Origin of the sequence: Streptomyces sp. NPDC012825 (assembly GCF_042900925.1) — a bacterium.
Taxonomy (GTDB): Bacteria; Actinomycetota; Actinomycetes; order Streptomycetales; family Streptomycetaceae; genus Streptomyces.
The window spans coordinates 643162-666073 of sequence record NZ_JBIBBZ010000002.1 but is presented as its reverse complement, the minus strand read 5'-3'; the positions used below and the strand labels follow the sequence as shown (position 1 = coordinate 666073).

The 22912-nt window shown below is 74.1% G+C and carries 17 protein-coding genes and 1 other RNA gene; 12 read left to right on the top strand and 6 right to left on the bottom strand.

The window, feature by feature from the left end:
- The first annotated feature begins 131 nt into the window (after positions 1-131).
- On the top strand, positions 132-731 hold the full coding sequence (locus ACFY7E_RS08470) for a TetR/AcrR family transcriptional regulator (RefSeq protein WP_389482131.1): 600 nt from the start codon (positions 132-134) through the stop codon (positions 729-731).
- Between the two features lie 12 nt (positions 732-743).
- On the opposite strand, the gene ACFY7E_RS08465 is transcribed toward ACFY7E_RS08470, so the two are convergent.
- The 4 genes from ACFY7E_RS08465 to ACFY7E_RS08450 form a co-directional block, all read right to left on the bottom strand.
- The gene (locus ACFY7E_RS08465) at positions 744-1619 is read right to left on the bottom strand and encodes a carbohydrate ABC transporter permease (RefSeq protein ID WP_389482129.1); all 876 of its coding nucleotides are present in this window, start codon (positions 1617-1619) and stop codon (positions 744-746) included.
- A complete protein-coding gene (locus ACFY7E_RS08460; protein ID WP_389482126.1) occupies positions 1616-2959 on the bottom strand; it encodes a carbohydrate ABC transporter permease in 1344 nt (447 codons plus the stop codon). The genes ACFY7E_RS08465 and ACFY7E_RS08460 overlap by 4 nt, the downstream gene beginning before the upstream one ends.
- Before the next feature lie 8 nt (positions 2960-2967).
- Entirely contained in the window at positions 2968-4326 is a 1359-nt protein-coding gene (locus tag ACFY7E_RS08455; RefSeq protein WP_389482123.1) for an ABC transporter substrate-binding protein, read from the bottom strand.
- A gap of 123 nt (positions 4327-4449) precedes the next feature.
- Positions 4450-8478, bottom strand: coding sequence for an FtsK/SpoIIIE domain-containing protein (locus ACFY7E_RS08450; RefSeq protein ID WP_389482120.1), 4029 nt, complete (start codon positions 8476-8478; stop codon positions 4450-4452).
- A 500-nt stretch (positions 8479-8978) separates the two neighbouring features.
- Between ACFY7E_RS08450 and ACFY7E_RS08445 the strand changes: the two genes are divergently transcribed.
- The 4 genes from ACFY7E_RS08445 (at position 8979) to ACFY7E_RS08430 (ending at position 14462) form a co-directional block, all read left to right on the top strand.
- Positions 8979-10754, top strand: a complete 1776-nt coding sequence (locus tag ACFY7E_RS08445) for a serine/threonine-protein kinase (RefSeq protein ID WP_389482117.1) — start codon at positions 8979-8981, stop codon at positions 10752-10754.
- Positions 10755-10861: 107 nt separating this feature from the next.
- Positions 10862-12103, top strand: coding sequence for a serine/threonine-protein kinase (locus tag ACFY7E_RS08440; RefSeq protein WP_389482114.1), 1242 nt, complete (start codon positions 10862-10864; stop codon positions 12101-12103).
- Positions 12104-12155: 52 nt separating this feature from the next.
- The gene (gene prfB, locus ACFY7E_RS08435) at positions 12156-13259 is read left to right on the top strand and encodes a peptide chain release factor 2 (RefSeq protein ID WP_383436230.1); all 1104 of its coding nucleotides are present in this window, start codon (positions 12156-12158) and stop codon (positions 13257-13259) included.
- A gap of 384 nt (positions 13260-13643) precedes the next feature.
- On the top strand, positions 13644-14462 hold the full coding sequence (locus ACFY7E_RS08430; protein WP_389482110.1) for a hypothetical protein: 819 nt from the start codon (positions 13644-13646) through the stop codon (positions 14460-14462).
- Positions 14463-14558: 96 nt separating this feature from the next.
- Here the strand turns inward: ACFY7E_RS08430 and ACFY7E_RS08425 are convergent, their stop codons facing one another.
- Positions 14559-14741, bottom strand: coding sequence for a hypothetical protein (locus ACFY7E_RS08425; protein WP_389482107.1), 183 nt, complete (start codon positions 14739-14741; stop codon positions 14559-14561).
- A 233-nt stretch (positions 14742-14974) separates the two neighbouring features.
- Here ACFY7E_RS08425 and ftsE point away from each other — a divergent pair, with 233 nt between their 5' ends.
- The 5 genes from ftsE to ssrA all read left to right on the top strand — a co-directional run bounded on the left by ftsE (position 14975) and on the right by ssrA (position 18932).
- On the top strand, positions 14975-15664 hold the full coding sequence (ftsE, locus tag ACFY7E_RS08420) for a cell division ATP-binding protein FtsE (RefSeq protein ID WP_360784913.1): 690 nt from the start codon (positions 14975-14977) through the stop codon (positions 15662-15664).
- Between the two features lie 29 nt (positions 15665-15693).
- Entirely contained in the window at positions 15694-16611 is a 918-nt protein-coding gene (gene ftsX, locus ACFY7E_RS08415; RefSeq protein ID WP_383436236.1) for a permease-like cell division protein FtsX, read from the top strand.
- Between the two features lie 78 nt (positions 16612-16689).
- Entirely contained in the window at positions 16690-17877 is a 1188-nt protein-coding gene (locus ACFY7E_RS08410) for a S41 family peptidase (RefSeq protein ID WP_389482103.1), read from the top strand.
- Positions 17878-17895: 18 nt separating this feature from the next.
- Positions 17896-18435, top strand: coding sequence for an SsrA-binding protein SmpB (gene smpB, locus ACFY7E_RS08405; protein WP_383436242.1), 540 nt, complete (start codon positions 17896-17898; stop codon positions 18433-18435).
- 103 nt (positions 18436-18538) lie between these two features.
- Positions 18539-18932, top strand: a transfer-messenger RNA (tmRNA) gene (gene ssrA, locus ACFY7E_RS08400).
- A 26-nt stretch (positions 18933-18958) separates the two neighbouring features.
- Here the strand turns inward: ssrA and ACFY7E_RS08395 are convergent.
- A complete protein-coding gene (locus ACFY7E_RS08395) occupies positions 18959-20314 on the bottom strand; it encodes an MFS transporter (RefSeq protein WP_389482100.1) in 1356 nt (451 codons plus the stop codon).
- A 115-nt stretch (positions 20315-20429) separates the two neighbouring features.
- Between ACFY7E_RS08395 and ACFY7E_RS08390 the strand changes: the two genes are divergently transcribed.
- Entirely contained in the window at positions 20430-21428 is a 999-nt protein-coding gene (locus tag ACFY7E_RS08390; RefSeq protein WP_389482246.1) for a LysR family transcriptional regulator, read from the top strand.
- A 119-nt stretch (positions 21429-21547) separates the two neighbouring features.
- On the top strand, positions 21548-22903 hold the full coding sequence (locus ACFY7E_RS08385) for an MFS transporter (RefSeq protein WP_383445999.1): 1356 nt from the start codon (positions 21548-21550) through the stop codon (positions 22901-22903).
- Positions 22904-22912 lie beyond the last annotated feature (9 nt).

Here is a 22912-nt window from a genome sequence, read left to right as displayed (position 1 = left end):
GCACGGGGGCGCGGACGGCGACGGCGGCAACGACGGGACGGACCCGTATCGTCGCTACGGGGACAGTAGGACGCTCGACGACGGAACGCAACCGTATCGTCGTGGCGTAGGCGTTGGTTAGGATGCCGTCCATGACCGAACCGACCCCCCGCCGGGCCCCCGCCGGAGCCGCCGTGCTCCGCGAGGACGTGACCGAGGCCATCCGCGCCGCCGTCTTCGAGGAGCTCGCGGCCGTCGGCTTCGCCCGGATGTCCATCGAGGGGATCGCGCGCCGCGCGGGCGTCGGCAAGACCGCCGTCTACCGGCGCTGGAAGTCCAAGCTCTCCCTCGTCCTCGACCTCGTCGGCGCCTTCGCCGCCCAGGGCCTGCCGGCGCCCGCCACCGGCTCCCTGCACGGGGACGTGCGCGCCCTCCTCGAAGTGGCCGCGCACGCCCTGAGCCACCCGGTCGCCTCCCGGGTCGTCCCCGACCTCCTCGTCGAGGCGGCCAGGCACCCCGAGATCGCCGACGCCGTCAAGGCCGCGCTGCTCGACGGGCAGCAGGGCGTCGTCGCCCGGATCGTCCGCGAGGCCGTCGCGCGCGGCGAACTCCCCGGGGACGCCGACCCGGACCGGGCCCTCGACCTGGTCGCCGGACCGCTGTACTGGCGCCTCGTCGTCGTCCGCACCCCGCCGCCCCCGGGGTACGTCGACGACCTCGCGCGCGCGGCGGTGGCGGCGCTCACGGCCTGACCCCGCGAGGGGTCACTTCACCGCACCCGCCATCACCCCCGAGGCGAACTGGCGCTGGAACGCGAAGAACACCACCAGCGGCACCACCATCGACAGGAACGCGCCCGGCGCGAGCACGTCCACGTTGTTGCCGAACTGCCGCACCTGCTGCTGGAGCGCCACCGTGATCGGCGGCGACTGCGAGTCCGCGAAGATCAGCGCGATCAGCATGTCGTTCCAGACCCACAGGAACTGGAAGATGCCGAGCGAGGCGATCGCCGGGCCGCCGAGCGGCAGCACCACCCGGGTGAACAGCCGGATCTCGCCCGCCCCGTCGAGCCGCGCCGCCTCCAGGAGTTCGCGCGGGATCTCCGCGAAGAAGTTCCGCAGCAGGAAGATCGCGAACGGCAGGCCGAAGGCCGTGTGGAAGAGGACCACCCCGGCGGTCGTCTCGAACAGCCCGACCACCCCGAACAGCTTCGACACCGGGACCAGGGCGACCTGCACCGGCACCACCAGCAGGGCGACCACGCCCAGGAACCACCAGTCCCGGCCCGGGAACTCCAGCCACGCGAACGCGTACCCGGCGAACGAGCCGATCACCAGGACGAGCAGCGTGGCCGGGACGGTGATCAGGACGGTGTTGAGCAGCGAGCCGGTGATCGTGTCGTTCGCGAGGAGGTGCGCGTAGTTCTCCGTGGTCAGCCGGGCCGGGGCGGTGAACACCTCCCACCAGCCGCTCGCCGCGATGTCGGACGGCGAGCGGAGCGAGGAGAGCAGCAGCCCGACCGTCGGCAGCAGCCAGAACAGACCCGCCAGGACGAGGAAGACGCGGACCGCGCCGGACGCGGCCACGGACGCGACCCGCGCCGCCGGGGAGCGGGTGGGCCGCACGTGGGTTCCGTTCATCGGCGGGCCTCCCTGCGCATGCGGCGGACGTTGAGCACCATCACCGGGACCACGAGCAGGAGCAGCAGGACGGCGATGGCCGAGCCGACCCCCAGGTCCGCGTCCGTGCCGAAGGACGAGCGGTACAACTGGAGCGCGAGCACGTTCGCGTCGTCCTGCGCCGAACCCGGCGCGATCACGAAGACCAGGTCGAAGATCTTCAACACGTTGATCATCAGGGTGACGAGGACGACCGCGAGGACCGGCGCCAGGAGCGGCACCGTGATCCGGCGGAACACCTGCCACTCGTTCGCCCCGTCCACCCGCGCCGCCTCGAGCAGTTCGCGCGGCACGGCCGCGAGCCCGGCCCCGATGAGCACCATCGCGAACCCGGCCCACATCCACACGTACGCCCCGATGATCGCGGGCGTGACGAGCGAGGGGCCCAGCCACTCGACGCCGTTGTACTGCTCCCGGAAGTTGCTCGCGGGCAGCCGGAGCACGGCCCCGTCCGCGCGGTCGGCGGGCAGCGCGAACGTGCCGTCGGCCGCCGCCGTCGCCGTGGCGACCACCCTCCCGTCCCGTACGGCCTCGATCCGCAGCCCCGCGAGGCCCCGCTCGGACGGGTCGACCTCGTTCGGCCGCCCGCCGCCGCCCCGGGTGAAGTCCAGCCAGGCCGTGCCGGTGACCGTGCCCGGGTCCGTGCCGGCGGGCCGCGCCGCCGGGCGCGCCCCCTCCGGCATCTGCGCCGGGGCCACGCCGACCAGCGGGAGCCGTACGGGCTGCCCGGCCCGCACCGGCTCCTTCGTCACGAACGCGCCGTCCCCGGCCGCCTTCAGCGGGTGCACGGGCAGCGGTCTGGCCTTCGGGAAGACGGAGGACTCGGCGAAGGTGTCGTGGACGCCGACCCAGACGGCGTTCGCGACGCCCCGGTCCGGGTCCTGCTCGTACACCAGCCGGAAGATGATCCCGGCGGCCAGCATCGAGATCGCCATCGGCATGAAGACGAGCAGCTTGAACGCCGTTCCCCAGCGGACGCGTTCGGTCAGGACCGCGAAGACCAGACCGAGGGCGGTGGCGACCGCCGGGGCCACCACCAGCCAGATCAGGTTGTTCTTGACGGCCGTGCGGAGGGAGGCGTCGGTGAACAGGGCCAGGTAGTTGTCGAGGCCGACGAAGGAGGAGCCGGAGCGGTCGAAGAGCGAGCGCTGGACGGAGTACCCGATCGGGTAGACGACGAGCGCGCCGAGCAGGAGCAGGGCGGGCAGGAGGAACCCGGCCGCCACGGCCCGGCTCCCCTTCCTTCCGGAGGCGTCCGTTCCGGCCGTGCTCCTCGCACGCGGGGCGGTGGGGGAGGGCATGGCCGGCCTCAGCCCTTCGCGGCGGCCCGGTACGCCTTCGCCGCGTCCGCCTCCAGACGCGCCTGGGCCCCGGCCACGTCCTTCGGGTTCTTCAGGAAGTCCTGGAGCGCCTTCCACTCGCCCTTGCCCGGCGTCCCGCCGAACGACTGCGGCATCTGGTCCGACATGTCGAAGCGGAAGTCGTCACCGGCGCCGATCAGGGCCTTGGCGATCTCGCGCTGGACGTCGTTCGGGTACGCCGCCGGGTCCAGGTTCTTGTTCGGCGAGAGGAAGCCGCCCGCGCCCGCCCAGATCTTCGCCGCGTCCGGGGAGGCGAGGAAGGCCAGCAGCGCCTGCGCGCCCCTGGTGTCCTTGAGGGCCACGGCCGCGTCGCCGGCCGTCACCACGGGCACGGTCCCGGCGTCCCCGACCTTCGGGAAGGGGAAGACCTTCGCGTCCGTGCCGATCTTCGCCTCGGTCTGGGCGATGTTGACGGCGGCGAAGTCGCCCTCGAAGACCATCGCGCCCTTCGGCTCGGCGCCGCCGGTGAAGGTCTGCGTGACCGAGGCCGGGTACTCCGTCTGGAGCGCGCCGCTCGTGCCGCCCGTGAGCAGCGACGGCTTGCCGAACAGCTCGCCGAGCGTGGTCAGGGCGGCGGCGACGGACGGGTCCGTCCACTTGATCTCGTGCTTCGCCAGCCGGTCGTACTTCTCCGGGCCCGCCTGGGAGAGGTAGACGTTCTCGAACCAGTCGGTGAGGGTCCAGCCGTCCGCGCCGCCGACCGAGACCGGCGTGACGCCGGAGGCCGATATGGTCTCGGCGGTGGTCAGGAACTCCTTCCAGGTCTTCGGCTCGGCGGCGCCCGCGTTCTCGAAGACGGCCGTGTTGTACCAGACCAGGGACTTGTTGGCGGCCTTGAAGTAGACGCCGTACTGGGTGCCGTCCACCGCGCCGAGCTCCTGCCAGCCGCGCGAGTAGTTCGCCGCCAGCTGGGCCTTCGCCTCCGGGCCGGCCGGCTTGAGCCACTTCTGGGCGGCGGCCTGCCGGATCGCGCCCACCTGCGGGAGCATCGCCACGTCGGGCGGGGAACCGCCCGCGATCTTCGTCCCGAGGAAGTTCACGATGGGGTCCTGGGCGGGCACGAACGTCACCGTCGCGCCGGTCCGCTTCTCGAACTCCTTCAGGACCTTGGTGAAGTTCTCCTGCTCCGGGCCCGTCCAGACGGCGGCGACCTCGATCTTCTCGCCCTTCAGGGGGAGGGCGCCGGAGGGTTTCGTCTCCGGGTCCTTCGTGCCCCCGTCGCCGCAGCCCGCGAGGGCGAGTGCGGCGAGCGCGGTGAGTGCCGTGAAGGTCACTCCGGCCTTGCGTGGACGAAGAGTTGTACGCATTGCTGCCCCGTCTCCTTCGTGCGCTGAGCTGTCCCGTGCCGACAGGTCTACGCCCGGTGATGCGAGGCCGCAATACCGCCTTCCGTGTCAAGTGGTGGATCGTGATTGGCTCGTGACGTGACGTCAGGAAGGGTTTCCGGCGGACGTCGCGGGAGAGGAGAGGGGCGCCACGGGCGTCGCCTCCACCGAGCGGGCCGCCCGGTCGAGCGCGCTCGCGAGGAGGGCCAGGTCCGTCGGTCCGTTGCCCAGCTCGCGGACCGGGCGGCGGGTGGGCGGATCGCCCATCCGCTCCCACTCCAGCGGGACGACCGTCGGCCGGAGCGTCGCCGTCCGGGGGATCCGGCCGGTGACGCGGCCCGCCTGGAAGGGGGTCACCCGGCCGTCCGGATGCCCGAGGCGGCCCCGGCCGGGCGCCGGGACGTCCGGCCCCGCCGTCACCGGAGGGGCGTCGAGCACGATCCGCAGCCGGGCGCTGTGGACCGGCTCGGTGTCGGCCGTGCGGTCCGGGCGGGCCGAGGCCACGACGAGGTGCACGCCGAGCCGCTCGCCGTGCCGGGCGACGGCCTCCAGGGCCCGCACGACGGACCCGGCGGCCGGCCGGCCGGGGGCGCCGAGCGCGGGCGCGACCAGGGCGTCGAAGTCGTCGACGAGCACGACCAGCCGAGGCAACGCCCCGGCCCCCGCCGCAGCCCTGCCCCCCACCGCCTCGCCCGCACTCGCGCCCGCGCCTGTGCCCGTGCCCGAGGCGGGCCGGGGGATCCGGACTCCGGAACCCCCGGCCCGGGGGACGCGGCCGCTGGAACGGTCGGTGAGGTCGTCGGAACCTGTGCGGGACACCCGCCCGCTCGCGCGGTCGGTGAGGTCGTCCGCGCCCGGGTACGGGCTCCGGCCACTCGTCCGGCCGCCGAGGTCGTCGGCTCCCGTACGGGGGACGCGTCCGCTCGGGCGGTCGGTGAGGTCGTCGGCGCCCGTACGGGACACCTGCCCGCTCGCGCGGTCGCCCGGGTCGCCGGTCCGGAAGGTCCGCCCGCTCGGGCGGTCGTCCACGCCCCCGCCGTCGCGGCGCGGCAGCCGCCCGCTGGGCGTGTCGGTCAGGAACGCGTCCGCCCCGGACCGGCCCGCACCGCTCACGGGACGGGACACGCGCCCGCTCGCGCGGTCGCCGAGGTCGCCGTCGTTCGTACGGAGGGTGCGGCCGCTCGTACGGCCGCCGAGGTCGTCCCCGGCGGGGTACGCGCTCCGGCCGCTGCCGCGGCCGTCGAGGTCGCCCGCATCGGGGCGCGGGACCCGGCCGCTCGGGCGGTCGGACATGTCGCCCGAGCCCGGGTACGTGCTCCGCCCGCTGCCGCGCCCGTCGAGGTCGCCCGCGCCGGGGTACGTGCTCCGGCCCTGCGGGTCCTCCGGGCTCGGGTACGGCGTGCGGCCCGGTGTGCGGGTGCTCCGGCCGCTCGGGAGGGCGCCGATCGTGCCGTCGCCCGTGCGGAGGGTGCGGCCGCTCGGGTGGTCGCCGGTGTCCGGGAGGCGGACGGTCGTGCGGGCGCCCCGGGGGACGGACTCCGCCGCGCTCGGGGTGCGCTGCCCGATCAGCCGATCGGCCACCTGCGGGGCGCGGACGCCCCGGCGGTCGGCGAAGGGGGTGTCGCCCAGGAGCTCGGCCCGCCGCTTCAGCTCGGCCCCGAGCGCCTGCGCGAACTCCCGCATCCGGACCGGGTCCGAGGCGACCAGGTGCTCGGTGACGTGCGGCAGCTCCGTACAGGCCGCGAGGCCCTCGCCGCGCTCGCCGCCCGCCCCGTCCACCAGCAGCAGGCCGAGCCGGTCGGGGCGGCCGCCCGCCGCGAGCGAGGCGGCGATCGAGCGCAGCAGCTCCGTGCGCCCGCTGCCCGCCGGACCCTCGATCAGCAGGTGCGGCCCCTCCTGGGTGAGGTCCACGGCCAGCGGCCCGCGCGGGCCCGCGCCCAGGACGGCCGTCCCGTCCCCGGCGGAGGCCCAGCGGGCCATCAGGGAGGCGGGGGTGGCCCGGGCGAGGCCCAGCTCGTCGAGCAGCCGGGAGGACGGCGGCAGCGCGGCGGCCCGCCCGTGCGGCGCCGCCGGGGTCTGCGGCCGCAGCGGGGCGAGGGCCCGTCCGAACCGCTCGGCCCAGGCGACGGAGACCGCGTCGACCACACCGACGGTGCCGTGGCCCGCGACGCGCCCGCCCGCGGTCCGCAGCAGCCGAAGCGCCGTCGCCACGTCCCCGCTCAGGAGCGCGGCGGCCCCGCACTCGCGGAACGCGAGGGACGCGGCGCACGCGGCCTCGTAGGTCGCGGCCACCGGCGAGACGGGGGAGGCGGAGGGCGCCTCGGCGAGACAGAGGAGGTGGATGCCGGCGGCGGCTCCGGCCCCCGCGAGCCGCGCCACGGTCTCGCGCAGCGCCGCCGTGCCGGGGTCGCCGTCCACGACGACGACCGTCCGGGGCCCCTCGTAACGGGCGGCGGCCTCCGCGACGGACGCGCGGTCGGCGCTGGGCCAGCCGGGCCCGAGCGGGCCGTCGTCGAGCCGCCGGGTCAGTTCGGACGTACGCGCGTGGGCCTGGTCGCGGTCGTACGCCAGGAGCAGCCGGCAGTCCTGGCCGTGGGCCGGCCGGACGTGCGGGAGCCAGCCGAGCCAGCCCCAGGCGCGGCGCCGCTCCTCCAGGGAGCGGTTCCGGTCGGCGCTGACGAGGACGATCTCCAGGTCGGAGGGGGAGTGCAGGGCGGCGAGCTGGGCGACCACCGAGCGGGCGAACCCGGCGAGCCGGTCTCCGGGGCCCGCGAGACCGAGCGAACCCGCCTCGCGCAGCCCGACGGTGACCGGCACTCCGGAGAGCTCGGCGCGGTCCGTGGTGCCGAGCCGGACCGCGAGGAACTCGGGGTGGTCCGGGTCCCGCTCCCAGAGCCGGGGGCCGGGGCCGAGCGCGGTGAGCAGGACGGTGGCGGGGTCGGGCCAGGTGTCGGCGCCCGGCACGGGCCCGTGGGCGCCGTCCCGGACGTCGGCGTCCTGCCGGGCGCCCGCGTGCGTGTCGGGGACCTGGTGGGCCCCGGCGACGGGGGCCGGGACCTCCTCGCGGCCCCCGGCGAGGCGCCGGGCCCACGCGCCGAGCCCGCGCCTGCCGCCCGCCCGCGCGGGCGGGGCCGTGGAAGCGGCCGGGCCCGCCGGGACCCCGCCGCCGTCGCCGGCGGCGCCGTACGGGTCGCCGTCTCGACCGGGTGCGTGACCGTGACCGTGATCGTGTGCGTGGCCGTCGCGCGCGTGGTTCCCGCCGTACGGGTCGCCGCCCTCCCACGCGAGCGCGTACCCGCCGCCGTGGGTCGTGTCGCCGTCCACCGGACCGCCGGAAGCCGTCCCGAGGCTGCCGGGAGCCGCCCCAAGACTGTCCGGAACCACCCCCGGGCCGCCCTGAACCGCCCCGGGACCGCCCGCCGGGCCCGGTCGGCCGGTGCCGCCCGGGCCGCCCGGCCGGTCCGGCCCGCCGGTCCCGCGGGCGAGCCGCAGGTGGCCCTCGCCGTCCGGGGCCGTCGCCACCGCGTCCGTACCGCCGAGGAGGCCGTCGCCGGGGCCCGTCAGGCGGAGGGCGGACTCGCCGAGGCGCAGCAGCGCGCCCGGACGGAGCCGGACCGGGCGCTCGCCCACGGGGGCGCCGTCGAGGGTCGTGCCGTTCGTCGAGCCGTGGTCGGCGACCGTGACCCGGCCGTCCGCGCCGACCGTCACCGTGCAGTGCGCGCGGGAGACGTCCGGGTCGTCGAGCGGGACGTCGGCGTCGACGGAACGGCCGATTCTGATCGCTCCGCCGTGCAGCAGGTGCACCCCGCCCGCGTCCGGTCCGGCCACCACGTGCAGCCGGGCGGCCGCGGGCTCCCCGGCCAGGTCGTCCGGTCCCGGGACCTGGAGCGAGAGGACGGCGCCGTCGACCAGCGGGGGCTCGCCGAGCACACAGCGCCGGGCGTCCAGCCGCTCCGCGCCCGCGTGGAGGACGGTCGTGCCCGAGGCGGAGGCCTCGGGACCCGTGACGGCGGCGGCCAGTTGGGAGGCCACGGCGGAGAGCGCCGTCCCGGCGGGGGCCGTGACGAGCACGTCGCAGGCGCGCCCGGCGCCGTGGCCGGCGTGCGGCGCGAGGACGGTCAGCCGGATCTGCATCGCCGTCAGCGGTCCCTTCTGCGCGACGCGCCCGGCGGGGGGCCGCCCGGTGTCTCCCCCCACCCGGCACGGACGCGTAGCCCGGTACAGGTCGGCACGGCGCGGGGCTCCCGACCCCATCGGTGCGACGTGCTGGGGGCATCCTCGCACCTGCCACCGACAGCGCGCCCGCCGGTCGGCCGCAAGTGATCTTGAATGGTCGGCTGTGGGCGCAAAAGTGCCTGGTTGAGCATGCCTTCGGAACATGCCTGGCAACCGTCCTGTCCGAAGAAGCGTCTTCTTCCGGACAGGACCCGAGCTCATTCCGGACATCTCCGGTCGGAGCCGACCCCGGAAACGCCCTGTGGACGACCGGCCCGCGACCCGTCCGGCACCGGCCATGATCGGCCCCGCAGGCCCTAAAGTGGGTCGGACACCCGGACGGGTCACCACAGAGGACAGGGACCGCGGGGACACCACGGGAACCACACCGGGACCACGATCAGCAGGGAGCGCGTGACGTGCGGCCTATCGGCAGCAAGTACCTGCTCGAGGAGCCGCTCGGCCGCGGCGCCACGGGCACCGTCTGGCGAGCCCGCCAGCGTGAGACGGCGGGTGCCGAGGCGGCCGTGCCCGGCCAGCCCGGCGAGACCGTCGCGATCAAGGTCCTGAAGGAGGAGCTGGCCAACGACGCGGACATCGTGATGCGCTTCCTGCGCGAGCGGTCCGTGCTGCTCCGGCTCACCCACCCGAACATCGTGCGCACCCGCGACCTGGTCGTCGAGGGCGACGTCCTCGCCCTCGTCATGGACCTCGTCGAGGGCCCCGACCTGCACCGGTACATCCGGGAGAGCGGACCGCTCACCCCGGTCGCCGCCGCGCTCCTCACCGCCCAGATCGCCGACGCGCTCGCCGCCAGCCACGCGGACGGCGTCGTCCACCGCGACCTGAAGCCGGCCAACGTCCTGCTCGCCGAGCGGGACGGCGCGATGCACCCGATGCTGACCGACTTCGGCATCGCGCGCCTCGCCGACTCCCCGGGCCTGACCCGCACCCACGAGTTCGTCGGCACGCCCGCGTACGTGGCGCCGGAGTCCGCCGAGGGCCGCCCGCAGACCTCCGCCGTCGACATCTACGGCGCGGGCATCCTCCTCTACGAGCTGGTCACCGGCCGGCCGCCCTTCGCCGGCGGCACCGCCCTGGAGGTCCTCCACCGCCACCTCAGTGAGGAGCCGCGCCGCCCCTCGACCGTCCCCGGCCCGCTGTGGACGGTCATAGAGCGCTGCCTCAGCAAGGACCCCGACCGGCGTCCGAGCGCCGTGAACCTCGCGCGCGGTCTGCGCGCGGTCGCCGCCGGCATCGGCGTGCACGCCACGCCCGCCCAGATCGAGGCCGCGGACGGCGTCGGGGCGCTCCTCGCCCCCGACCCGGCGCCCGCGCCGGTCCCGGGGACCGCCGGGGCCGCGGACCCGACCCAGGTGCTGTCCGGCGGCGCCCCCGGCTCCGCCGACCCCACCCAGGTGCTGCCCGCCGGGGCCGGTGCCCCGCCGCAGTACGACCCCGCCGGCGCGACCAGCGTCCTGCCGACGAGCGGCCCGGGCGGCGGCGCCGACCCGACGGCCGTCATGCCCCCCGTCCCGCCGGGCCCCCCGCAGGGCGGTCAGGGCGAGGACCCGCACCCCTGGCAGAACCAGCTGCGCGCCGCCCGCGACCGCAACGAGCAGACGCAGGTGCAGTACCTGGACCCGAGCCAGGACCCCCTGCGCCGGCGCCCGCAGCGCCAGCCGCAGCAGCCCCCGCAGCCGCCGCAGAACCGGCAGCAGCAGCCCCCGCCGTACCAGCAGCAGCGTCCGGCCCCGCAGCGGCCCGCTCCCCAGCAGTACCAGCCGCAGCACCAGCCCCAGCAGTACGCGCCCCCGCCGCCGCCCGCCCCGCAGCAGCAGTACGCCCCGCCCCGGCAGCAGTACACGCCGCCGCAGCCGCCGCCCCAGGCCCCGGCGCCCCGCGAGCCGCGCCCGCCGCGCGAACCGCGCCGGCGCAGCGCCAACCCGGTGCGCATCCCGGGTCTCGGCTGCCTCAAGGGCTGCCTGGTCATGATCGTCCTGTTCGTGGTCGCGGGCTGGCTCGTCTGGGAGCTGACCCCGCTCCAGAGCTGGATCGCCGAGGGCAAGGGCTACTGGGAGGCGATCGGCGACGGCATCTCGTCGTTCACCACCTGGGTCTCCGACCTGTTCGACAGCGCGAGCACCGGCACCGGTACCGGCACCTCGGGTGCTACCGGCGGTACGGGACAGTAATACTGGTGATTTGTCGACTTCCGAGGGGTGTTTTCCCCTCGGAAGTGACGACCGGCGCCCGCGGACGCGTACGTTTGGCGTGAACCGCAGCCGCTGAGGGAGCAGTCTTGGCACGGAACATCGGCAGCCGCTACACCGCCCACCAGATCCTCGGGCGGGGCAGCGCCGGAACGGTGTGGCTCGGCGAGGGCCCCGAGGGGCCCGTCGCCGTCAAACTGCTGCGCGAGGACCTGGCCTCCGACCAGGAGCTCGTCGGCCGCTTCGTCCGGGAGCGGACCGCCCTGCTCGGACTCGACCACCCGCGTGTGGTCAAGGTCCGCGACCTCGTCGTCGACGGCAACGACCTCGCCCTCGTCATGGACCTCGTGCGCGGCACCGACCTGCGCACCCGCCTCGACCGCGAGCGCCGCCTCGCCCCCGAGGCCGCCGTCGCGATCGTCGCCGACGTCGCCGACGCCCTGGCCGCCGCGCACGCCGCCGGGGTCGTCCACCGGGACGTCAAGCCCGAGAACATCCTGCTCGACATGGAGGGGCCGCTCGGCCCCGGCGGCGCCCACCCCGCCCTCCTCACCGACTTCGGCGTCGCCAAGCTCATCGACACCCCCGGCCGCACCAAGGCCACCCGGATCATCGGCACCCCCGACTACCTCGCCCCCGAGATCGTCGAGGGCCTCCCGCCGCGCGCCGCCGTCGACATCTACGCCCTCGCGACCGTCCTGTACGAGCTGCTCGCCGGCTTCACCCCGTTCGGCGGCGGCCACCCCGGCGCGGTCCTGCGCCGCCACGTCACCGAGACCGTCGTCCCGCTCCCCGGCATCCCCGAGGAGCTGTGGCAGCTCCTCGTGCAGTGCCTCGCCAAGGCCCCCGCCTCCCGGCTGCGCGCCTCCGAACTCGCCGCCCGCCTCAGGGACGTCCTGCCGCTCCTCAAGGGCATCCCGCCCCTCGACGTGGACGAGCCCGACGCGGAGCCGGCCCCGGAGCCGTACGAGGACGACGCGCACGCCACCGCGGCGGGCGCCGCCGAGCCCGGTCCCCGCCGCGCCGCCGTCCCGCTGGTCCCCGGCGCCTCCGCCGACTCCCACCGCGACACCCACACCTCCATGCGGGTCCCGGCCCCCGACGAGCTCTCCGGCGGCCCCCTGGGCACGGCCCGCGCCCCCCGCCCCACGGGCGCCCCCCGTCCCGGCTCGGCCCGCAACAAGCCGGGCGCGGTCCGCAAGCGCCGGATCACCTTCGCCGTCGCGGCGGTCGTGCTCGCGGGAGCGCTGGGCGCCGGCGGGTACTACGCGGCCTCCGGCGAGGGAGAGGCCCCGCCGCAGGACACGAAGCGGTCCTCCCCCGTCCCGTAGGGGGTGTCGGTCGCGGGTTCGGCTCCCCGCCCGGAGCCGTTACGCTGGACGCGTGGCAGTCGTCGATGTATCCGAAGAGCTGAAGTCCCTCTCCTCGACCATGGGGTCGATCGAGGCCGTCCTGGACCTCGAGAAGCTGAGGGCCGACATCGCCGTGCTCGAAGAGCAGGCCGCGGCCCCGTCCCTGTGGGACGACCCGGAGGCGGCGCAGAAGATCACGAGCAAGCTTTCGCACCTCCAGGCCGAGGTCCGCAAGGCCGAGACCCTGCGCGGACGGATCGACGACCTCGGGGTGCTCTTCGAGCTCGCCGAGGAGATGGACGACCCGGACACCCTCGCCGAGGCCGAGACGGAGCTCGTCTCCGTCCGCAAGGCCCTCGACGAGATGGAGGTCCGCACCCTCCTCTCCGGCGAGTACGACGAGCGCGAGGCCCTGGTCAACATCCGGGCCGAGGCCGGCGGCGTCGACGCCTCCGACTTCGCCGAGCGGCTCCAGCGCATGTACCTGCGCTGGGCGGAGCGCCACGGCTACTCGACCGAGATCTACGAGACCTCGTACGCGGAGGAGGCCGGCATCAAGTCGACCACCTTCGTGGTGAAGGCCCCGTACGCCTACGGCACCCTCTCCGTCGAGCAGGGCACCCACCGCCTCGTCCGCATCTCGCCCTTCGACAACCAGGGACGCCGCCAGACCTCCTTCGCCGGCGTCGAGGTCCTGCCGGTCGTCGAGTCCTCCGACCACGTCGAGATCGACGAGTCCGACCTGCGCGTGGACGTCTACCGCGCGTCGGGCCCCGGCGGCCAGGGCGTCAACACGACCGACTCGGCCGTGCGCATCACGCACCTCCCGACCGGGATCGTGGTCTCCTGCCAGAACGAGCGCTCCCAGATCCAGAACAAGGCGAGCGCCATGAACGTCCTCCAGGCCAAGCTCCTGGAGCGCCAGCGCCAGGAGGAGCGCGCCAAGATGGACGCGCTCAAGGACAGCGGCAGCTCCTGGGGCAACCAGATGCGCTCGTACGTCCTCCACCCGTACCAGATGGTCAAGGACCTCCGTACGGAGTTCGAGGTCGGCAACCCGCAGTCCGTCCTGGACGGCGAGATCGACGGCTTCCTGGAGGCGGGCATCCGCTGGCGCAAGCAGCAGGACAAGTAGTCCCGCTCCTCCTCCTTACGGGCCCCGCACCGACACGGTGCGGGGCCCGTTCCCGTTCCGCCGCGTTCACCGGGTATTCGCTGACGCAAGCGGTGGACGGGCCGTCAGGACGCTTTGTCGACAAGGGAACTGGCGTGGTGGGACCCGTAGTTCAGGGTTTACGTCACAGTTGCATCGTCGCATGCCGGACAGCCGGTGATCTTTCGGGCATCGCACGCGCAACGACCTTGACGCTGCTTCGGAAACTCGGAAGGGTGACGTACCGGCATGCGCGTCTCCGGGATGTGTGCGAGCGCGGGCCGGCGCCGAGAGCGCCGTGGCCCCGGTGTTCGCAGCCCCGCGCGCGGCCCTGTCGACGAGATGAACTACTGGGGGTAAGAGCGCATGAGCAAGAGGACGCGCATCCGCATCGCGCGGATCGCAGCCGGCGCGGTGATCGCGGCCGGTGCGTCACTGACGGCGGCCGGTGCCGCCCAGGCCGTGGGTGTGAGCATCGGCTTCGGCAGCGAGGCGGAGGGCGACGACCCGCCGGCCGAAGACTGCGAGGTCGCTCCGCTGGGTTGTGACCCTGAGCCGGGTAACCCGGACCCTGAGCCGGGTAACCCGGACCCTGAGCCGGGTAACCCGGACCCGGAGCCCGGTAACCCGGAGCCGGGCAACCCGGACCCTGAGCCCGGTAACCCGGACCCGGAGCCGGGCAACCCGGACCCTGAGCCGGGCAACCCGGACCCGGAGCCGGGCAACCCGGACCCTGAGCCGGGCAACCCGGACCCTGAGCCGGGCAACCCGGACCCGGAGCCGGGCAACCCCGACCCGGAGCCCGGTAACCCGGACCCTGAGCCCGGTAACCCGGACCCGGAGCCGGGCAACCCCGACCCGGAGCCCGGCAACCCGACCCCGGGGGACCCCGGCACCCCCGACACGGACGACACGGACGGCTCCGCGCCGACGGAGCCCTCCACGACGGGCGGCGGTGACGGCGGCGGCGCCGTCGTGGACGGCGGCAGCACCGTCGTCGACAACACCGACACCGACAACGCCGGCTCGCAGCCCGTGCAGCAGGGCGAGGCCAAGGAGGAGCTCGCCGAGACCGGTGCGGCCGAGACCTCGTTCCTCCTCATCGGCGCCGCGACCATGATCGCCGGTGGCATCGGCTTCCGCATGCTGCCGCGTCTCGCCGCCGGCGGCCGTACCGCCGCCTGACGCCTCCGCGCGTGAGCAGGGCATGACGAAGGGCCGGGGAGACCTCTCCCCGGCCCTTCCTCGCGTTCCGGCTCGTGCGGGCCGCCCGGGCGGCTCCTAGGCCGTACGGACCGCCGTGAGCAGCGCGATCGCCGCCAGAAGGGCGATCGCCACCGTCAGCAGCATGGCGGGGGAAAGACCCTGGGGGGTCAGTCGCTCCCGGTTCGCGCGGCAGACGGGGCAGCGGCCCTCGGCGACCGGGGCCGCGCAGTTGGCGCACACCAGTCGGTCGTAGGTCATGCGCTCTCCTCCTCCCGCACTGGGGTACCCACCAGGGCAACGACCGGAGGGGTCCGGACGTTCCCCTACCACTGTGCCAGCTCCACGCCGTTTCGGCGCGCCCCGCCGGCCCGCCGCACTCCGCCCGGAAGGGCGAAAAGGATATACCGCACAAGCCAGGACCGTGACTGCGAGGGCCCTCCCCGGTCGCGTAAGGTCACGCACACCTACTCCCGGCCGACCGTGGTGCATCCGTGATCCGATTCGACAACGTCTCCAAGTCCTATCCGAAGCAGAACCGCCCCGCGCTCCGGGACGTGTCCCTGGAGATCGAGAAGGGGGAGTTCGTCTTCCTCGTCGGTTCCTCCGGCTCCGGAAAGTCGACCTTCCTGCGGCTGCTCCTGCGTGAGGAGCGCGCCAGTCAGGGTCAGGTGCACGTCCTCGGCAAGGACCTGGCCCGGCTCTCCAACTGGAAGGTGCCGCACATGCGGCGCCAGCTCGGGACCGTCTTCCAGGACTTCCGCCTGCTGCCCAACAAGACCGTGGCCCAGAACGTGGCCTTCGCCCAGGAGGTCATCGGCAAGCCGCGCGGCGAGATCCGCAAGGCCGTCCCCCAGGTGCTCGACCTGGTCGGCCTCGGGGGCAAGGAGGACCGGATGCCGGGCGAGCTCTCCGGCGGTGAGCAGCAGCGCGTCGCCATCGCCCGCGCCTTCGTCAACCGGCCGATGCTGCTGATCGCCGACGAGCCCACCGGCAACCTCGACCCGCAGACCTCCGTCGGCATCATGAAGCTGCTCGACCGCATCAACAGGACGGGAACCACCGTCGTCATGGCGACCCACGACCAGAACATCGTCGACCAGATGCGCAAGCGCGTCATCGAGCTGGAAAACGGTCGCCTCGTCCGCGACCAGGCGCGCGGCGTCTACGGATACCAGCACTGAGCCTGTAGCGAGTAGGAGAAAGCAGACCCATGCGCGCTCAGTTCGTGCTCTCCGAGATCGGCGTCGGCCTCCGGCGCAATCTCACGATGACCTTCGCCGTCATCGTCTCCGTGGCCCTCTCGCTCGCCCTCTTCGGCGGCGCGCTGCTCATGCGCGAGCAGGTCAGCACGATGAAGGACTACTGGTACGACAAGGTCAACGTCTCCATCTACCTCTGCAACAAGGCCGACGCGGCCACGGCCGGCAAGTGCCCCAAGGGCGCGGTCACCGGCCAGCAGAAGGAGCAGATCGAGGCCGACCTGAAGAAGATGGACATCGTCGAGACCGTCCACTACGAGACGTCCGACGAGGCCTACAAGCACTACAAGGAGCAGTACGGCGACACCGCCCTCGCCTCCGTGGTGACGCCGGACCAGATGCCGTCCTCGTTCCGGGTCAAGCTCAAGGACCCGGAGAAGTACAAGGTGGTCGCCACGGCCTTCGCCGGCCGGGACGGCGTCGAGTCGGTACAGGACCAGCGGAACATCCTGCAGAACCTCTTCGACCTGATGAACGGCATGAACATCGCCGCGCTCTGCGTCATGGGCCTGATGCTGGTCATCGCGCTGATGCTGATCGTCAACACCGTGCGCGTCTCGGCCTTCAGCCGCCGCCGCGAGACGGGGATCATGCGGCTCGTCGGCGCGTCCAGCTTCTACATCCAGATGCCGTTCATCATGGAGGCCGCCTTCGCCGGACTCCTCGGCGGCGGCGTCGCCTGCGTGCTGCTGCTCGTCGGCCGGTACTTCCTGATCGACCACGGCATCGCGCTCGCCGACAAGGTCCAGCTGATCCAGTTCATCGGCTGGGACGCGGTCTTCGCCAAGCTGCCGCTGGTGATCGCCATCGGGCTCCTGATGCCCGCCGTGGCGGCTCTCATCGCACTGCGCAAGTACCTGAAGGTGTGAGAAGACACCCCTGCCGGTGGATGGCGTCGTACGGCCAAAGTCCGTGCGGCGCCTTCGCCTTGTCCTAGAGTGGACGGCATGCCACACGGCACCGACCTTCTCTGTATCCGGCCCCGCGGAGCACTCCGTGGGGCCGTTCTGACGTTGGTCTTCACCGGCGTCCTCGCCACCGCCGCCGCCACGGGCTCGCTGCCCCGGCAGGAACCGGCGGCCGAGCGCGCCGGGGCGCCCCCGGGCGCGGGGCAGCGGCCCCGGGACCGCGCGCCCGTCGACAGCGCCGCCCTCAGCCGCGCCGCCGCCGCGGCCATGGCCGACGGGAAGTCGGGCAAGCAGGCCGCCGAGGAGTTCGTCAGCCGCAGCGGCGACCGCTGGGGCGCGGTGTACGACAAGCGGGAGTACGAGGAGTTCGAGCAGTCCCTCGACGGGGCCTACACGGGCGTCGGGCTCTCCGCGGGCCGGTCCGGCGGGGACCCCGTCCGGGTGACCCGGGTCCGGGCCGGCGGCCCCGCCGCCCGGGCCGGGCTCCGGGCCGGCGACCGGATCGTCTCCGTCGACGGGCGCCCGGTCGACGGGCTCTCCGTCTCCGAGGTCGTCGCCCTGCTGCGCGGCGACGGGGTGCCGGGCTCGTCCGTCGCCCTGCGGGTCGAGCGCGGGCGCGCCGTCTGGACGCGGACCCTGCGCCGGGCCCGGCTCGCGACGGAGCCGGTGACCGTCCGCCGCCTCGACGACGGGGCCGTACTGATCCGGGTCGAGGCCTTCACCAAGGGCGCCGGCACGCGCGTGCGGGACGCGGTCCGCGGGGCCCCGGCCGGCGCCGGCGTCCTGCTGGACCTGCGGGGCAACGCGGGCGGTCTGGTCGCGGAGGCCGCCACCGCCGCCTCCGCCTTCCTGGACGGCGGGCTCGTCGCCACGTACGACGTGGAGGGCGAGGAGCGGGCCGTGTACGCGGAGGGCGGCGGCGACACCGAGCGGCCCCTGGTGGCGCTGGTCGACGGGGGCACGATGAGCGCGGCCGAGCTGCTCACCGGTGCCCTCAAGGACCGGGGGAGGGCCGTCACGGTCGGCTCCCGGACCTTCGGCAAGGGCTCGGTGCAGATGCCGAGCGCCCTGCCCGACGGCTCGGTCGCCGAGCTGACCGTCGGCCACTACCGCACGCCGGCCGGGCACGCCGTGGACGGACGGGGGATCGCCCCGGACCTGGCGGCGGAGGAGGGGGCCGAGGAGCGGGCGAGGACGGTATTGAGTGGCCTCGGAGGGGGCTCCTAGTGCGAAAATGACCGCACTATGGCAAAGGGACTCGTGAACGTGCAGGGCAAGCCTGCCAAGAAGAACCAGGACAAGGCGCCGGAGCGCAAGCTGATCGCGCAGAACAAGAAGGCGCGGCACGACTATCTCGTCATCGACACCTACGAGTGCGGCGTGGTGCTGATGGGCACCGAGGTGAAGTCGCTGCGCATGGGGCGGGCCTCGCTGGTCGACGGCTTCGTCCAGATCGACGGGGGCGAGGCGTGGCTGCACAACGTCCACGTCCCGGAGTACATGCAGGGCAGCTGGACCAACCACTCGGCCAAGCGGAAGCGGAAGCTGCTCCTCCACAGGGAGGAGATCGACAAGCTGGAGGCGAAGTCCCAGGAGACGGGTCACACGATCGTGCCCCTCGCCCTGTACTTCCTGAACGGCCGGGTCAAGGTCGAGATCGCCCTCGCCAAGGGCAAGAAGGAGTACGACAAGCGCCAGACCCTGCGCGAGAAGCAGGACACGCGCGAGACCAGCCGCGCCATCGCGGCGGCCAAGCGGCGCCAGCGCGCGGGGCAGTCCCTCTAGGCCGGGGACCCGCCGCCGGGAATACGCTGGCGACGGCCGCCGTCGGTCACGTACGATGGTGCTCGCACACCCCCCAGGGGTGCGCACCTTGAAAAATCAACATGGGGATGATCGGTTTCGACAGCGGATACCGATGCAGAGGAAGCGTGTCGAGGAAGCGGCAATGATCTCGTAAACCATATGTCGCAACCAATAATCGCCAACTCCAAGAGCGATAACTCCCGCTTCGCCCTCGCTGCCTAATTTTTAGGTAACGAACAGAAGCCTCTGTGAGGAGCGTCAGCCCGGGGACGGTCCCGACCCGGATCCTGGCGTCATCTAGGGATCTAAACCTCTAGCCCCGGTCACGGGGGTTGGAGGGAAACCAAACAGTGACTGAGCCCGTCGGAGACTTGTCCGCGTGATCTCCGGGGCTGAGAAACTCGTAGCGGACTGCACACGGAGAAGCTCTGCTTCCGTACCGTTGGACGCGGGTTCGATTCCCGCCATCTCCACTCATCCCATGTGGGCGAAGGCCCGGCGGTCACCACGACCGCCGGGCCTTCGTCATGTCCGCGGCCGCGCACAGGGCCAGCGCCGTGGCCGCCGCCGCGAGCGGGATCAGGAAGCCGGAGGACGGGAACGGGGCGTGGTCGGCGGCCCAGCCGCCGGACGCCGAGCCGGTGGCGATGCCCGCGAGGAGCGCGGTCACGGCCAGGGTCATGCCCTCGTTGAGCCGGCCCGGGGGCGTGAGGCGCTGGACCAGGCCCATGCCCGTCACCATCGTCGGGGCCGTCGCCATGCCCGCCACGAGCAGGCCGGCGGCCAGGGCGAGCAGCGAGCCGGTCGAGGCGGCGAGCAGCGGCAGCGCCATCAGGACCGCCATCGCGGCCAGGCAGGTGCGCAGGCGTGCCGTGCGGCGGGCGCGCCCGTAGAGCAGGCCGGCGGCGCAGGAGCCCGCCGCCTGGAGGGCGAGGACCGGTCCGGCGACGGGCCCGTCCACGTACGCCAGGGTCACCACCTCCATGGAGCCGAAGACCGCCCCCGTGGCGAGGAAGACCGCGAGCAGCGGGACCATGCCGGGGGCGCGCAGCGGGGAGCCCGCCGGGGTGCGCGGGGCGACCGGCGGCTCGGTGGAGCGCTGGGCGGCGAAGAGGAGCGTCCCGCCGAGGAAGAGGACGGCGGCGACGAGCGTGCCCGCCTGGGGGAAGAGCGCCGAGCAGAGCACGGCGGCGAGCACCGGGCCCAGCATGAAGCAGAGCTCGTCGGCGGCCTGCTCGAAGGAGTTCGCGGTGTGCAGCGCGTCCGGGTCGTCCCGGAGGAGGTGCGCCCAGCGGGCCCGGGACATGCCGCCCGTGTTCGGCGAGGTGGCGGTGGCGGCGACCGTCGCGAAGAGCGCCCAGGCCGGGGCCCGTTCGTACGCGCACAGAGCCAGGACCAGATGGCCCAGGAAGGCGTACCCGGCGGCCGGGACCGCGATCCGGGCCTGGCCGTACCGGTCGACGAGCCGGGCGATCAGGGGCGCGGTGACGGAGCCGACGGCGAGCCCGGTGGCGGTGACCGCGCCGGCCAGCGCGTAGGAGCCGTACACCGACGCGATCATGATCACGGCACTGACGCCGAGCATGCCCGCGGGCAGCCGGGCGATCAGCCCCCCGGCGGTGAAGGCGCGGACGCCTGGGCGCGCGAAGAGACGACGGTAGGGGCCGCGGGAGCCGGCGGGCGTACGGGTGGGGGTGGAGCTGGCGGTCGTACGGGCGGAAGCGGGGGCGGGGGCGGGGCCGTCGGGCGTGTGGGCGGGGGCGGGGGCCGGGGCGTGTGGGCCGGGGTGGTCGTGGGTGGGGTGGCGTGGTGCGAGCGTCGGGCCCGCCGGGGTCAGGATGAGGTCCGGTTGCGGCATGGATCAAGGTTCGGGGGCGCGGTCCCGCCCGGTCCAACACCTGATCGGTGGCCATTCACGCACCCGTGTTGTTGAATGCGGCGTGGCCTCCCCGTACGACACCGACCCCCGGCTCCTGCGCGCCTTCACCGCCGTCGCCGAGGAGCTGCACTTCACCCGCGCCGCCGCCCGCCTCCACGTCGCCCAGCAGGCCCTCAGCCGGGACGTCCGGCGCCTGGAGCGCGAGCTGGGCGCCGAACTGTTCGTGCGGACCACCCGGCAGGTCTCCCTCACCCCCGACGGCGAGCGGCTCCTGTCGTACGCGCGCCGGGTGCTCGCCGCCCACGACGAGCTGCGCGAGGCCTTCCGCGCCGCGCCCCGGCCCCTCCTCGTCGACCTCAACAGCCCCGACCTCGCCCACGAGCGCGTCCTGCGCCGGGCCCGCGAACTCGCCCCCGACCTCGAACTGATGGCCCGCTACGAGAGCGGCCTCACCGGCGCCGCGTCGGCCGTCCTCGCCGGGCGCCTCGACACCTCCTTCGGCCGGTACGGCGGCCTCGCGGCCGACCTCAGGGCGGGGCTCGACGCGCAGTTCGTGCGGTACGAGCCGATGGCCGTGATCCTGCCCGAGGACCACCCGCTCGCCGGGCTCCCCGAGGTGCCGCTCGCCGCGCTCGCCGGGGAGCGGGTCTACGCCGGGGCCGGGAACGAGCGCACCCCCGAGTGGACCGACCTCGCCGCCCGGCTCTTCGCCGGGCGCGGCATCGAGGTCGCCCCGCCCGCCCCGCTCGCGGTCGGCAAGGAGGAGTTCCGCCGGATCATGGCCAAGCACCGGCACCCGGTCCTCGCCGTCGTCGAGTTCCCGCCCATGCCCGGCTGCGTCCTGCGCCCGCTCGTCGACCCCGTACCCCTGTCGCCCGTGAGCCTGGTGTGGCGCAAGGGGCTCCGCCACCCCGGCCTGGACGCCCTGCGGGCCGCCGCCGCCGAGATCGGCGCCCGGGAGGGCTGGCTCGTCCGCCCGCCGTACTCCTGGCTGCCGGAGGACGAGCCGGGGCTGCCCGTACGGGGCGCCTCCGGGGCCCCGGAGGCGCCCCGCGCGCGTGCTCCGCTCACAGCCACCCCGCCCCCCGGGTGAGAGCAAGGTTCCGCCGCCGTCACCTCGCGGCACCGGCCCGAAACGCGGCCTCCCTAGCGTCGTCCGCAGGAGGACCGGGGCTGTGGACGCCCCAGGACCCGACCCCGCGGAGGTGCGACATGGGCGGCCGGTGGATCGAACGGTGGGAACCGGAGGACGAGGTCTTCTGGCGCGAGGAGGGGGAGCGGACCGCACGGCGGAACCTGCTCTTCTCCGTCCTCTCCGAGCACATCGGCTTCTCGGTCTGGAGCCTGTGGTCGGTCATGGTCCTCTTCATGGGACCGCAGTACGGCGTCGACCCCGCCGGCAAGTTCTTCCTGATCGGCACCGCCACCTTCGTCGGCGCGCTGGTCCGCATCCCGTACACCTTCGCCGTCGCCCGCTTCGGCGGCCGGAACTGGACCGTCTTCAGCGCCCTGACGCTCCTGCTGCCCACCGGCCTCGCCTTCGCGGTCATGGAGCCGGGGACCTCGTACACCACGTTCGTCCTGGTGGCGGCCCTCACCGGCGTCGGCGGCGGCAACTTCGCCTCCTCCATGACCAACATCAACGCCTTCTTCCCGCTGCGGAAGAAGGGCTGGGCGCTCGGGCTCAACGCGGGCGGCGGCAACATCGGCGTCCCCGTCGTGCAGCTCGTCGGCCTCCTCGTCATCGGCACCGCCGGCGCGATGCACCCGAGGATCGTGCTCGGCGTCTACCTGCCCCTGATCGTGGTCGCCGCCGTGTGCTCCGCGCTCTTCATGGACAACCTCGCCCCCGTCAGGAACGACACCGGGGCCGCGAAGGAGGCCGTGCGGGCCCGGCACACCTGGATCGTGGCCTTCCTCTACGTCGGCACCTTCGGCTCCTTCATCGGCTACAGCTTCGCCTTCGGCCTGGTGCTCCAGACCCAGTTCGGCCGCACCCCGCTCCAGGCCGCCTCGCTCACCTTCGTCGGCCCCCTGCTCGGCTCGCTCGTCCGGCCCGTCGGCGGCTCCCTCGCCGACCGGCACGGCGGCGCCCGCATCACCCTGTGGACCTTCGCCGCGATGGCCGCCGCGACCTCCGTGGTGATCTACGCCTCCGTGACCGAGTCGCTCGCCGTCTTCCTCGTCGGCTTCACCGGCCTCTTCGTCCTCAGCGGGCTCGGCAACGGATCCGCGTTCAAGATGATCCCGTCGATCTTCCTCGCCCAGGGGCACCGCAAGGGGCTCGCCGGCGAGGCCGCCGAGGCGTACGGACGGCGCCTCTCCGGCGCGTCCATGGGCATCATCGGAGCGGTCGGCGGGCTCGGTGGACTGGGCATCAACCTCGCCTTCCGCCAGTCCTTCCAGACCTCCGGCACCGGGACCGCCGCCTTCGTCGCCTTCCTCGTCTTCTACGCGGCCTGCATGGGCGTCACCCGCGCGGTATACCTTCGACGGCCGGCGGCCGTGCCCGAGACCGCCGGGGACGTCACGGCGCCGGAGTCCCGGCCCGGTTACGCGAAGGTGTGATCCCCGGTG

What these genes read in the sequence shown, in the direction of transcription:
- ACFY7E_RS08470 (WP_389482131.1), top strand. Translation starts at nt 132, where the DNA reads ATGACCGAACCGACCCCCCGCCGGGCCCCCGCCGGAGCCGCCGTGCTC.
- ACFY7E_RS08465 (WP_389482129.1), bottom strand. Translation starts at nt 1,619, where the DNA reads ATGAACGGAACCCACGTGCGGCCCACCCGCTCCCCGGCGGCGCGGGTC.
- ACFY7E_RS08460 (WP_389482126.1), bottom strand. Translation starts at nt 2,959, where the DNA reads ATGCCCTCCCCCACCGCCCCGCGTGCGAGGAGCACGGCCGGAACGGAC.
- ACFY7E_RS08455 (WP_389482123.1), bottom strand. Translation starts at nt 4,326, where the DNA reads ATGCGTACAACTCTTCGTCCACGCAAGGCCGGAGTGACCTTCACGGCA.
- ACFY7E_RS08450 (WP_389482120.1), bottom strand. Translation starts at nt 8,478, where the DNA reads ATGCAGATCCGGCTGACCGTCCTCGCGCCGCACGCCGGCCACGGCGCC.
- ACFY7E_RS08430 (WP_389482110.1), top strand. Translation starts at nt 13,644, where the DNA reads ATGAGCAAGAGGACGCGCATCCGCATCGCGCGGATCGCAGCCGGCGCG.
- ACFY7E_RS08425 (WP_389482107.1), bottom strand. Translation starts at nt 14,741, where the DNA reads ATGACCTACGACCGACTGGTGTGCGCCAACTGCGCGGCCCCGGTCGCC.
- ftsX (WP_383436236.1), top strand. Translation starts at nt 15,694, where the DNA reads ATGCGCGCTCAGTTCGTGCTCTCCGAGATCGGCGTCGGCCTCCGGCGC.
- ACFY7E_RS08410 (WP_389482103.1), top strand. Translation starts at nt 16,690, where the DNA reads ATGCCACACGGCACCGACCTTCTCTGTATCCGGCCCCGCGGAGCACTC.
- smpB (WP_383436242.1), top strand. Translation starts at nt 17,896, where the DNA reads ATGGCAAAGGGACTCGTGAACGTGCAGGGCAAGCCTGCCAAGAAGAAC.
- ACFY7E_RS08395 (WP_389482100.1), bottom strand. Translation starts at nt 20,314, where the DNA reads ATGCCGCAACCGGACCTCATCCTGACCCCGGCGGGCCCGACGCTCGCA.
- ACFY7E_RS08385 (WP_383445999.1), top strand. Translation starts at nt 21,548, where the DNA reads ATGGGCGGCCGGTGGATCGAACGGTGGGAACCGGAGGACGAGGTCTTC.